Consider the following 12,844-nt stretch of genomic DNA (forward strand, 5'->3'; position numbering starts at 1 on the left):
TTTTTTAGAATATCAATATTCACATTTACTAAAATGAGGACAAAGAAGCACCAAGTCTTTATGCGGCTTTTTAGAATCCTTACTTCTATGGGGGGGGGGGGGAAGCTATTTCTCTACTTGATGCTTGCATTTGAGGCATTCATATATGTGCTTTTTGCGATATTCGCGTTCACACATTATCCCACCGCATTCGGGGCATTTTTCTTTAGTAGGTTGAAACTTTGATATAAAATTGCATTTAGGATAGTTCTTACAGCCAAAGAATGCCCCCCTACGGCTGAATCTTTGCACGATTTCACCGCCGCATTGAGGACAAGCTACATCCTCAACGCTTTTAGCTTGAGGCTTATTAGAGAGTGATTTCGTATTTTTGCAGGTAGGATAGCCACTACACGCTAAAAACTCGCCATTGCGTCCAAATTTCTTAACCATAGGCTTACCGCATTTTTCGCATACACCATTGTCTTGGCTTATACCTTGCTCTTTATTTTCATTGGGCTTAATATATTTGCACTTAGGATAGCCACTACACGCCACAAACTCACCATATCGGCTTTGACGCTGCACGAGTTCCTTGCCACATTTAGGACATATCTCGCCTGTAGGTATGATGACTTTCTGCGAGACAATATCTTTTTTGCCTGATTCTATCTTTTGCATAAAAGGCTCATAAAATTCCCATAGCATTGCTTCCCAATCAATTTTTTCTTGTGCGATGTCATCAAGCTTATTTTCAAGCCCTGCGCTAAAGTGAGTATCGACAATTTCATTGAAATGTCCTTCGAGCATTTCAATCACCTTAAAAGCACTCTCACTTGGCACAAGCTGCTTTTTATCAAGCTGCACGTATTCCCTTGCTACAAGTAAAGCAATGGTAGGTGCATAGGTGCTAGGACGTCCTATACCTAAAGATTCCATACTTTTAATAATGCTTGCCTCATTATAGCGCGATGGAGCCTCTGTGGATTTTTCAATCGCCTCTAAATCCTGTAACAGTACACTTTCCCCCTCTTTGCACTCAGGCAAAAGCTTATCCTTATCATCGCTCCCTGTAATTTTATAGAATCCATCAAAGACAAGTTTGCGTCCATTTGCCTTAAAGCTCACCTTATGCTCCCCCTCTTTAGCGCTAAAAATGATATTTTGTGTCTCAAATATCGCATCTTCACTCTGTGAGGCAAGGAAGCGATTGTAGATTAATGTATAGAGTTTATATTCTTCAGGCTTCAAGCAGGATTTTGCCATTTGTGGCGTGAAATCAAGATTTGTAGGACGTATGGCTTCGTGTGCTTCCTGTGCGCTTTTAGACCTTGTCGCATAAATTTTAGGCTTCTTAGGGACATAAGATTCCCCATAAGTTTTTTTCAATACCGCCCTTGCCGCATTTTGCGCTTCTTTAGCGATATTAAGGCTATCTGTCCTCATATAAGTGATAACCCCCATTGTCCCAAAATTCGTATTCACGCCCTCATAAAGCCGCTGTGCGACACTCATCGTGCGCGATGGAGAGAATCCTAAGAGATTTGAAGCACTCTGTTGCAGGGTAGAAGTCATAAATGGTGCAGGGGTGGGCGTTTTCTTAGATTTTTTACTAATTTCTTCAATGATAAATTGAGCACTTTTGATATATTGGCACATCGCTTCTACTGCTTTAGAATCTTGCAAAGAGAGCTTCTCTAGTTTTTTATCATATATAATTAACTCAGATTCTATGCTCTCTTTTGAGGGCAGGGTAAAAGTCGCATTGATCGTATAGTATATGGTAGGCTTGAAAGCGCGGATTTCTCGCTCTCTATCAACGATGATTTTTAATGCGGCGCTTTGCACTCGCCCTGCAGACAAGCCTTTTTGAATCTTGGAAGACATCAGTTGAGAGAGCTTAAAGCCTACGATTCTATCTAGTAGCCGTCGTGCTTGCTGGGCATTGACCTTTGACATATCGATTTTTCTAGGATTTGCTAATGAATGTGTAATAGCATTTTTAGTAATCTCGTGGAATACAATGCGTGGGAACTCATCATAAGGGCGTTCGAGAGCCTGGGTGATATGATAGCCTATTGCCTCTCCCTCTCTGTCCTCATCGGTTGCGATATAGGTAGTCTTTGCCTTTTTGCTCGCATTTTGAATCTTGTCTACAATTTCTTGATGATCTTTATCAATGTCATATTGGGGCGTGAATGTTTTGTCCTTAATCTCAATACCAAAGCTATATTTTGGCAAATCGCGTATATGCCCCTTAGAGGCGATAACCTCATAATTATTCCCTAAAAAAATTTTGATTGTCTTTGCTTTAGCTGGTGATTCTACGATGATTAGATCTTTCATTTAGGCCCCTCATAAAACTTCCCTTGAGATTTAAAGTCGGATTTTAGCATAGATTCTTTGTGAAATTTTATTTATTTTATTTCTTTGTGCAATCTTTATACAAAATTGAATTATTGAATTTGTGGAATCTTTTTTGCTTTATCGACAAAATATAGAAAAATTTTAGCAAAGGATGCAATATGAGTTTTAGGATAAACACAAATATTTCTGCCCTTACCGCACATACCATTGGGGTGCAGAATAACAGAAGTCTGCATAATTCGCTTGAAAAATTAAGTTCGGGTTTGCGACTCAATAAAGCTGCAGATGATGCCTCGGGTATGGCGATTGCCGATAGCTTGCGAAGTCAAAGTGAGGGGTTAGGACAGGCAGTGAGAAATGCCAATGACGCCATTGGTATTATACAAGTGGCTGATAAGGCAATGGACGAACAGCTCAAAATCTTAGATACGATTAAAACTAAGGCTATTCAAGCCGCACAAGATGGGCAAAGCACAGAGACAAGAAAGGCACTTCAAAGTGATATTATACGTTTACTTGAAGAGCTAGATAATATTGCTAATACTACAAGTTATAATGGACAGCAAATGCTCTCTGGCGCATTCTCTAATAAAGAATTTCAAATTGGTGCTTATTCAAATACAACGATAAAAGCCTCTATTGGTCCTACAAGCTCTGACAAAATCGGACACGTGCGTCTGGAAAGTGGCTCGTTTTCTGCTGAAGGTATGCTCGCTTCTGCTGCTTATTCTAACCTCACTGAAGTAATGCTCAAGTTTCGTCAGGTTGATGGAAAACACGATTATGAAACAGAAACCGTTAAAATTTCTACTTCTGCGGGGACAGGTATAGGTGTGCTTACAGAAGTAATTAATAAACATTCAAATACTTTGGGGGTGCGCGCAGCGTGGAATGTAATGGCAACAGGCGATGTGCCCGTGCTTTCAGGCACAGTGCGAGGCTTGGTGATTAATGGTGTAACAATCGGAAATGTTAATGATGTGCGCAAAAATGATTCTGATGGACGCTTACTTAATGCTATCAATTCTATCAAAGAACGTACGGGGGCTGAAGCTTTCACTGATATTACAGGGCGTATCAATATAAGAAGTTTGGATGGACGTGCTATTTCTATTCGCACAGAGGGCGATAGTGGTAAGGTGTTTGGTGGAGGAAACTTTGCCGGAATTTCTGGCACAGAGCACGCCATCATAGGACGCTTAACGCTCATTAGAACAGATGCAAGAGATATTATAGTTAGCGGAATAAATTATAGCCATATAGGATTTCACTCTGCACAGGGTATTGCTGAATATACTGCAAATCTCCGCTATGTGCGTGGGGAAATGGACGCTAATATTGCATCAGCATCTGGAGCAAATGCTAATGTGGCACAAGCCAATCTTCACTTTGATGGTATTGGTGCTGGGGTTACAAGCCTTAAAGGAGCAATGGTGGTTATCGATATGGCAGAATCTGCTCGTATGCAGCTTGATAGATTACGCGCAGATATTGGTTCAGCACAGATTCAGCTTGTTGCAACAATTAATAATGTATCTGTTACACAAGTGAATGTTAAAGCTGCAGAATCTCAAATTCGCGATGTGGATTTTGCTGCAGAATCTGCGACATTCTCTAAACATAACGTTTTGGCTCAAAGTGGTAGCTTCGCTATGGCTCAAGCCAATGCCGTGCAACAAAACGTGCTTCGATTGCTTCAATAGTCATATCGAATAGTGTAAGAATGGTATATGCAGGATTTTTTCTCTCTTAATCTTTCTGCATTAGCAGTAGTTTCTCCTGCTCTTGCGCTAAAACTCAATGATTTTAAACCAAATGAATCTTATGAGGTATTTCAAGGTGATGATGTGCTCAATATCAACATTATTGATAAACGCACACACACACCACTTTTCACACAAAATCCACTAGAAGAAACAAATTCGAAGATTCAGGTATTTAGCACATATTCTCATTATCCATATTTATATTTTTTTGGCGTGGGTAATGGGGTGTTTTATAAAGTGCTGCTGCATAATGAGCTTTTGAAGCGCATAGTCGTGCTAGAGCCTGAGCTTGAATTGCTTTTTATCGCTTTGCATTTTATGGATTTTAGCCAAGAGATTTTGGAGCAAAGAATTATATTTCTTGACGCTACACATTGTGATTTTATCCATATTGATATGCTTTTTGCCACTAATCGCGATGCAAAAGTTTATTCAAAAACCTATGATTTACATTTATTTAATGGCTATTATGAGAAATATGCACAACTCTACATTAATATTAATCAACTTTTTATCCGCGCTATCGAGCATAGTGTCGTGAGTGTGGGTAATGATAGCAGGGACGCTATTATTGGTATTTCTCATCATATACGCAATTTACCAGATGTGCTGAAATCTCCTACTTTGCTAGAGCTTTTAAGGCATATCAAGGGCAGGGATAGCGCTATTATCGTTGCTACTGGACCTAGCTTGAGTAAGCAGATTCCATATCTTAGGCAGATTCAAGACTATGCTACGATTATGTGCATTGATGCGTCTTTTCCTATTTTAGCGAGAGAGGGCATTAAGCCTGATATTGTATTTTCACTCGAACGTGTGGAGCTTACGGCAAGATTCTATGAAGACACGCCTAAGAAATTTCACAAAGATGTGATTTTTGCTATTACCTCTATTGTGCATCAGCGGCTGAAAAATGCGCTTAAAGGCGATGTGGTGCAGTATTCATTGCGTCCATTTGGATATACAAATTACTTCCATATTCCTGAGTATGGTTATTTGGGCATAGGTATGAGTGCGGCAAATATGGCGTATGAGCTTATCGTGCATTCAAAATTTAAGCGTTGTATTATTATTGGGCAGGATTTAGCCTTTGGCGAAGATGGCAGTTCTCATGCAAAAAATGCTGTATATGGCGAGAATGAGATTAGCCCCAAGACAATGGAGGACAAAGGACAAAAGGTAATGGTAGAAAAATATGGCGGTGGCGGTATGGTGGAATCTACTAAAGTGTGGAAGATGTTTTTGACATTCTATGAACGCGATATTGCTAATACGCCCTATCCCATTGAGGTGATTAATGCCACAGAGGGTGGGGCTAGGATTCAAGGCACGAAAGAAATTCCCTTTAAAGAAGCCATTAAACTCATAGATACGACACATAAAAAAAAGCCCATCACCTTAGTTTACCCTAGCACACAAGAGTATGAGGCAAATCTTGATAAGGTAAGGCAGAAGATAGAGGATTGGATTGAGTTAGGCTTAAAGGATAAAGCTTTTGTCGAGGAAGTGTTTTTAGAAGTGGCTGCGCTCACGGAGCGATTTGAGCTACTCAACAAAGAAAATCGGCTAGATGAGCTACAAGCACAGGAGTTGCAAAATTGCATAGATAGAATCCAAAAGGTCAAAGAGCTTTTTGATGATATAAGATTCCGTGAATGCTTTATGGACGCGATACAATCTTATATCTTTCATCAAGAGATGGACATCGCGCGGCTGCTTGTTATGCCTGCAAACAATGAGGAGGCAAAGCTCATCAAACAAGCTGAAATCATCTATGCGCATAAATATTGGCTTTTTTCACTCGCTGGAGGAATGGACGTAGTGATTGAAAAAGTTAAAGAAGCCTATGAGAGTTGGGAGATACATCATCAGGCTAAAGATATGTCTGTAAATAAAGCCTAGGGTTGCATTATCTAATATGGAGTACTAGGGTATATCCTAGCTTCATATAAGAGGAGCTTTTACAAGATAGGGGAGGGAGGGTATCCCTTTATATTTGATTGCAAGTGTAAAATGCAGGGAATCATCAAAGCATTTTGTGTGTTGAGTATGCTGTGTTAAGGAAGCAAAGAGTATAGAATTAAGCTTTTGTGGTAAGCTTAATTCCCTTGCTATCAATACCTATACCCCAGTTGTAGCCAAAATTGCCTACCTACTTCATACACAGGGGTAGCTGTAGTCCCTGCAGTCGTAGAGTATGCAGCTGAAGCAATAGCAAGATTCTTAGCATCTAGCACATTATAAATATCTACATTCATATACATTGTATTGCCTTTATGCATATCTACTTCAAAGCCTAGTCGCATATCCCAAGTAAAAGCCCCTTTAATATCTAAAGGACGAAAGGTATCCACAGGCGTTTCAGGTATGCCATGACCATCAAGGTCAATCTTATCAGGCGGACGAGTAGCCACTGTGGAAGTAGCAAGTGTGCTAGCCATAGCCTTGTAACTACTTCTGTATCTAAAAAAGTTATTTAAAAGCCATTTTGTTTTGCCTACATTAAACGTATGCGTGGTGTTTAAACGCAACGTATAAGGGCGATTAAAGTTTTCTGCTGGTTTATCAGCATAGCGGATAATCTGCCCATTCCAAGAAATCCATTGATTGGCTAATTCTTGATTTGTAAGCGTATCGCTATAATCTGTATAGTTTCTATTCACATTTGTCCAATCAAAGGCAAAAAAGATATGATTTTTCACTCCTAAGATTTTTAAAGGGTGAGTATTTTCTAAAGTGAGAGTGATGACATTGGTAGTAGAGATACCCTCATTGGTGTAGATATAGTAATTACTTGAATAATTTGAATCTGTGGGGAGATTGCTCACGCTTCTGCTACTTCGTCGTATCTCATCTCTCCCCGCACGATAGATATATTTTATCCCTAAATTCATATCATAGATTCTCTGTGAAATACCTATCATCAATTCATCTGCATAAGGGACTTTGAGCTGTGAAAATTTAGTGGTGTTCACGCCTATTGTGGAGATACAATTATCATCATTTCTATTAGTGCATACTCTCCCCTCAGCGAGAATCTCCTCAAAAGATTTGCTTATTTCACTACGTGATACATCTCTACGCAGACTTTCTAGCTGCCCTGATATAGCATAGGCAAATATATTTCTCCCATAGTAGCGATTTGCCCCTGCGGTTATTTGTGTAGCAAAGTGCTGCCCTATATTGCCCTCATTCCAAGGGGTTTGATAATTGAGTGAAAATCTAGGAGCAAAGGTAACTTTTCCCATATAGGAATCACTATCAATGCGTAATCCCGGGCGGATATTTAATGCACCTATATAACCTAAAGGGATTTTCATATTATCCTCAATAAACAATGCTCCCAAAATATTATTGAGTGCGACACTGCCTTTGCCATAAAATCTACTTCCTCGCACCCACTGCCCGTATTGTAATTCATACATCGTATTTCCACCATAGGTAATTTCTTTTACAGAATCTCCATTGGGCGTATATTGGTTCATTCTTATACCAGTAGCATAAGCCTTGCTTGAGTCGCACCATTCTTGATTGGTTTGCAAACAAATAGTTTGTTGTGTTTGTGTCATTGCATAAGGAGTATTAGAGCTTGCAAAGTAATCTCTAGGATTAGCACTTTGCACATATTGATAGCCTAGCTCTAGCCCTGCTTGAAAGTGATGTGTAATGCCTAAGGCATCTTCTATGGGGTGGAAGTCTTGAATGAGTTTATTAGCAATCGTATTTTGCATAGAATCATAGGGCGCATAGCCTCCCTCTCTATAATATCCATTCCAATTTGTGCCATTATGATTTTCAGAAATGAGCCAAAACTTATGGTTGGTATAGCCGTGCTATTTTTCAAAAAAGAGTAGCTAAGGTTGTTGGTAAGCACACCTAAGGCATTATCCCAAGTAGTCTTAAAGCCTACATTATGTCCGCCTGATTCTAAAGTATAAAAGTCTCCTGCGCTCCCTTGAAAGAAATTTTTTGATTTATCGGGCGCAAAGGCATAGCTTAGCTCTAATCTCACAGAATCGCTTGGGTCATAATAGCCTTTGAGAAAGAGATTATAGCTTTGACGATTGATGTCTTGAATAGCATTTTTAAATTGTGATACTTGCGTTACAGGCGTTTCTATGGAGTTTGCATCACCACCTGCATAAGTATGTAGGGGAATAATGCTTTGCGTTGTCGTAAAGCTCGCCATCACTCCACTTCTATCATTGATTTTAGATTCAATACTTGAGCGAAAGAGATGTTTGGTAAATTGAGGCTGATTAGAGCTAGAGGAGGAATTGACAAAGTTTTGTAACGAAGTGGAGTTTGCCTCATAGATATGATAATTTGTAAGGGAGAATTTGCCCGGTTCTGCATTGCCTTGCGTGATTTGATAGCTTATATTTGCGCCAAAGCTTTTTGTAGGTCTCCTTGTATTTGCCTCTACTACTCCGCCTGTGAATCCTCCATAGGCTGCAGATACATTAGAATCTTGCACCGAAATAGATTCTAAAAGGCTAGTCCTTGACTTCTACCTTGCCCCTCTCCGCCATACGCTCCGGCTGTGCCTATGGGATTTATATCATTATTCATATTAAACCCATCAAGCTGGAAGTTATTTTGATAATGCAAACCACCGCTTATACTTATTTTAGCCGGGTCTATCTCTCCGGGTGTAGCACTTCGTAATTGCTGTGTGTCATATTGGACGTTGGGGATGATTCTAAGTATGCTTGTGATGTCGCCATTCCCGCTAGGGTTGGATTCTAACATTTGGGCATTGATAATCTCTCCGCTTTGATAGGCTTTTATTTCATTTACTTCTCGCACAATAGATGTGCCTAGATTGACTTTTCTTATAGAATCTTTAGAGTTTTCTTCATTAGAATCTACACTACTTATTTCATCGGCAGTAAGTGGAAGTGTGAATATCAAGCAAATATATAGAAGTAAAATATGAATTTTGCTAAAGATTCTATCTATCCCCCAAACCCACAGCTTTTTCATAGTATGTTTTAAACATCGCATAATAACCTCCAACTTTATATGAGAAAGTAAAGTAGGGCGAATAATATTATTTCTTATCTTTTAATAAAATAAAAATAGTTATTATTTTATATTGTCAATATGATATAAAAGATATTTCATAAAGTGTGATAGCATAGATTAGGGTAGGAAGAGCTGATAGCTTAGGATTATATTCAAGTATTCGATTCGCTCATTTTATAAAAGTGATATGTGTTTTTAATATCTATAGAAGTTTAGAGAATCTTATTCAATCCTCTAAAACTCTCTTGTCTTCGCCTACTGAACCACACATCTGCCGCTAACACATTGATTAATCATAGTGCTTAAGGGCATACTTGCGCTTCCGTGTCTATCCTCACCCTCGCCAGTGCAGTTATTATTAGACACAAAACTTGTGATAGGATTAGGATAAATTTCGCGTAAACGTAGGGTGTAAAGCATATAAACTTGATGTCTGCCATTATTACTAATGATATTATAAGCCCCTCTTAAATTGTGTGCTAAAGAGGCGTTTAAAGCATATTGATATTCCTCATAAGTTCCATTAGAAAAATTGATAGGAATGAAAAGCACTCCATCGCTTGTGCAAAGAGCCGGCATAGCGTGTCCGTGACGTGCGCCATCGGGGGTAGTATAATACATTTGCACTATCCATAAAGTCCCACTAGGCTGCTCGAATAAATCCCTTAGATTGCTGCGAATAGTAATATCACTTGAAGCAAATTCTGAAGCCATCCAAAAATGCCCCGGAAAGAGTGTTAAAGCCACAGAGCGATACATTTGTGCAGCGTATTCAAAGGTTTGAGCGCGTGATAAGCCTCTTGGTATATTGGAGGATTGATATTGCTCTAAGGAAGCAGCCAAAAGAGGGTATCTGTTTCTAAAAGAAATGAAAGGATTATGCCCATAGAGTGTATCAAAGAAAAAGCCTCCTAGTTCTAGTGGGGCGTAGGTGTATTCTGTTAGTTCTGCTATCATTTGATAACTATGCAGTAAGCACACACCACAATCTCCAGCACGGTCTAGCACCCCATCAGTTGTTGTAGCAATGTCATACAGCCTTCTTTTCCATTCATCGCTTAAAACAAAGCTAGGAGGAAGGATAAGGAGCTTTTGAGTTTTGGCGTTCGTGCCATTAGCCGGACACACAGGCAAAGAATCTGATAAATTACCATTTTTAAATCGCTGCCAATCTTGTAAATTATGGCTGAATCTAAAATAAGAAGTTTGATCTTGCCCTGTGTCTTTAGCTAGATAATCAGGCTTTGCAGTATAGGGCACACCCCAATGCACGCCGTATTTAGTAACGCGTAAGAAATTTCCTAGGTAATCTTTGAGCATAGCTTGATCGTTTTCACCAAATAAAAATAACTCCCATCTTTGATTAGGTTTTGTGTTTGTATTGGTACAGCTTTCCCAGTCTACCCAATTCCAAGCTTGGGAGGTAGTCTGCAAGGAAGTAAGGCAAGTGAGTTTGCCATTTTCGGGGTGATAGAGGGCTATGGTGTTGTTTTCTACATTAAAATACAAAATCCTGCGGGTCGTTTTTGATAGATTCATCATTGGTTATATAATACAAGTCAAACTCGCCAGAGCTAATAAAACTCCAAGCCATGAAGCTTTTAAGATTTAAAGGCGGGGGAGTGGCAATGGTATCACTCCATTCTTGCATATGGTGTAAAATCACCTTAGGCTTAGTGGAAGTTGGCTTTTCAAAGCTCGGTATATTGTTGCTTAAATCAAGCTGGTAGTTCATATCGGGGGTGTAGATTGTATTATCTTTAATCACAAAACTTTGAGTTTTATCATCAATCACGCAAGGTCTTAATACAACAGCCCTGCCCTCGGCATAATCCTCATTTTGTCCGCTCATACACAGCCATACATCATTATAATTCCAAGCTATGTGGCTAAAAACATCATAACGAGCTTCTTGTGCATTTTGATAATCACTTATTCCTACATAGCTCTCATTTTGCCTAAAAATGGGCGTGAGGCATTGAATCAGCGTATCAGGACTGGTTTGAAAAGTAATGATTTTGTCTTTTGGACTATCAGCAAGTTTTTGAGTGGGAGCAGGAATAGCTGAAAAAGAAGAAGGAGAATTTTCAGCCTTAAAAAACAAAAAGAGACAAAACCCAAATATAATGGCACATAGCCCTGCAATGAACACTTTCATTAATACTCCTTTGTGCGAAAATGAAACCATTGTATTGTAGCTTTTTTATTTTTATGTTAATGTGATGATGCTTGATCCCATTTCTTGCCTAGTGAAGCGGAGCAGATATAAGTGAATTTTATACTTATTTGGTTTTGTAATTTAATCTAAATTTTTGAATGTTTGTATTAAAAACGAATTTCTAAGTAAGTTTTTAGATTAAAAAATTAAGTGGCAATATGCGATCATTAACTTTGAAATAATCTTAAGTAATAAATCTCCTAATCAATCCAAGATAGAAATGTTAATCAATTTCTTATAACTTTTCTCAATATGTATAAGGGATAAGAGATAGAGCTATCAATGATATAAGTTTTAGAGATTCACTAGAGATTTTAAGTAAAGAAAAACTATATTATTTTTAAGTTTAGAATGTTTTGCTTTTACAATAAGATTAAATCTTTAAAAAATGATTTGTGCTTTGTTTGAGAGAAACTTATAGTTTTTAAGCAATGAAAAAATGTGATGAAACTAAAGAGATTTTGCTATGAAGTTTATACTTTGTATTGCTCCAAGCAAAGATGTAAAAATTCTTCTCTTTAGTAAAAAACTTTGATAAATATTGTGAAAAAGATTGCAAAGGATTCTAAGCAAAAATTTTTATTGCCTTGTTGAAATTTTTAAAACAAAAAAGCTCACAAAAACCAATAATTTTCTTTCAAAACCTCTACTCAACTTAGATTGTTTTTTGAAAAATTTTCATCGCATTTGAACATTGAAATTTTCAAAAAAGTTCAAACATTACCACTAAAATCACAAAATTTGTGATTGACTAGCATAAAACACCCTTGTATAAGGCATTTGATACCTTTTGATGTGCATAAAAAGGGTTATCCTGCACTTTTTGATTTTGGACTTATTTTTTCTTGAATATTAAGAGAAAGCTTCAAGAAATTTTCTAAAATATTTTTGTATTCTACATATTTTGCCTTTGTTTCTTACCACATTATCAAAAATTTTACTCTCTTAAGCGCATAATTTATATCTTTGCTACAATATAAAAGTAGTTTTCCATTGAGCTTCATTAGATATTTTCTTTTGATGAACATAAGGGAAATAAGATAAAAGACATCATTATTGACATACCCTTGGAAAGCGAATTATTGATGATAAATTATTTGAATACACTTCGTTTAGAAAAGCAAGAATCTTACCTCAAATCTATCAAGCAAGAGTAAGGAATGCTTTTCAATAATCTTACTTAATCTGCTCTATTATATTTACTCCACATAAGATAAATAAAAAGCACATTGTGATAAAAAATATTGGCAATATAAAAAGGATTTGTTTAAAGAATGCTTTAACCTATACGATTGAAAAAAGCTATCAAGCATTTTTCTTTGATACTTTGAGGGATATTTTTAAACAGAATCTCTTTATTCTCTCTCAAGGCAAACTTGATTATACAAATGAAGCAAGTTTAATAAAATTTTCTAAGACATTTCATAGCCTATTACACTACTTTTTTAAGAACCATAAGGGATAAAGACTAGTGTAGTATATTAGA

The 12,844-nt window shown here is 37.7% G+C and carries 8 protein-coding genes; 2 read left to right on the forward strand and 6 right to left on the reverse strand.

What is annotated here, in order from left to right; all coding sequences use genetic code 11:
- Nucleotides 1-105 precede the first annotated feature (105 nt).
- A complete protein-coding gene (gene topA / locus QZ289_RS03170) occupies nt 106-2,325 on the reverse strand; it encodes a type I DNA topoisomerase (protein ID WP_295699125.1) in 2,220 nt (739 codons plus the stop codon).
- A 179-nt stretch (nt 2,326-2,504) separates the two neighbouring features.
- Here topA and QZ289_RS03175 point away from each other — a divergent pair, with 179 nt between their 5' ends.
- Both QZ289_RS03175 and QZ289_RS03180 read left to right on the forward strand, forming a co-directional pair.
- The gene (locus tag QZ289_RS03175; protein WP_295699127.1) at nt 2,505-4,049 is read left to right on the forward strand and encodes a flagellin B; all 1,545 of its coding nucleotides are present in this window, start codon (nt 2,505-2,507) and stop codon (nt 4,047-4,049) included.
- Between the two features lie 27 nt (nt 4,050-4,076).
- A complete protein-coding gene (locus tag QZ289_RS03180; protein WP_295699129.1) occupies nt 4,077-6,014 on the forward strand; it encodes a motility associated factor glycosyltransferase family protein in 1,938 nt (645 codons plus the stop codon).
- 212 nt (nt 6,015-6,226) lie between these two features.
- Here the strand turns inward: QZ289_RS03180 and QZ289_RS03185 are convergent, their stop codons facing one another.
- The 5 genes from QZ289_RS03185 to QZ289_RS03205 form a co-directional block, all read right to left on the reverse strand.
- The gene (locus QZ289_RS03185; RefSeq protein WP_295699131.1) at nt 6,227-7,843 is read right to left on the reverse strand and encodes a hypothetical protein; all 1,617 of its coding nucleotides are present in this window, start codon (nt 7,841-7,843) and stop codon (nt 6,227-6,229) included.
- A complete protein-coding gene (locus tag QZ289_RS03190; protein WP_295699133.1) occupies nt 7,795-8,589 on the reverse strand; it encodes a hypothetical protein in 795 nt (264 codons plus the stop codon). The genes QZ289_RS03185 and QZ289_RS03190 overlap by 49 nt, the downstream gene beginning before the upstream one ends.
- 11 nt (nt 8,590-8,600) lie before the next feature.
- The gene (locus tag QZ289_RS03195) at nt 8,601-9,119 is read right to left on the reverse strand and encodes a hypothetical protein (RefSeq protein WP_295699135.1); all 519 of its coding nucleotides are present in this window, start codon (nt 9,117-9,119) and stop codon (nt 8,601-8,603) included.
- A gap of 276 nt (nt 9,120-9,395) precedes the next feature.
- Complete coding sequence (locus QZ289_RS03200; RefSeq protein WP_295699137.1) at nt 9,396-10,679, reverse strand: DUF1561 family protein; 1,284 nt, start codon at nt 10,677-10,679, stop codon at nt 9,396-9,398.
- The gene (locus tag QZ289_RS03205) at nt 10,639-11,298 is read right to left on the reverse strand and encodes a DUF1561 family protein (RefSeq protein ID WP_295699139.1); all 660 of its coding nucleotides are present in this window, start codon (nt 11,296-11,298) and stop codon (nt 10,639-10,641) included. Before QZ289_RS03205 ends, QZ289_RS03200 begins: the two co-directional genes overlap by 41 nt.
- Nucleotides 11,299-12,844: the final 1,546 nt, after the last annotated feature.

Source organism: uncultured Helicobacter sp., from assembly GCF_910577135.1.
Lineage (GTDB): Bacteria > Campylobacterota > Campylobacteria > Campylobacterales > Helicobacteraceae > Helicobacter_C > Helicobacter_C mastomyrinus.

Bases quoted from the DNA above. Each gene is read 5' to 3' on its own strand.
- QZ289_RS03180 (WP_295699129.1), top strand. From the start codon at position 4,077: ATGCAGGATTTTTTCTCTCTTAATCTTTCTGCATTAGCAGTAGTTTCT.
- QZ289_RS03185 (WP_295699131.1), bottom strand. From the start codon at position 7,843: ATGCAAAATACGATTGCTAATAAACTCATTCAAGACTTCCACCCCATA.
- QZ289_RS03205 (WP_295699139.1), bottom strand. From the start codon at position 11,298: ATGAAAGTGTTCATTGCAGGGCTATGTGCCATTATATTTGGGTTTTGT.
- QZ289_RS03195 (WP_295699135.1), bottom strand. From the start codon at position 9,119: ATGCGATGTTTAAAACATACTATGAAAAAGCTGTGGGTTTGGGGGATA.
- topA (WP_295699125.1), bottom strand. From the start codon at position 2,325: ATGAAAGATCTAATCATCGTAGAATCACCAGCTAAAGCAAAGACAATC.
- QZ289_RS03175 (WP_295699127.1), top strand. From the start codon at position 2,505: ATGAGTTTTAGGATAAACACAAATATTTCTGCCCTTACCGCACATACC.
- QZ289_RS03200 (WP_295699137.1), bottom strand. From the start codon at position 10,679: ATGAATCTATCAAAAACGACCCGCAGGATTTTGTATTTTAATGTAGAA.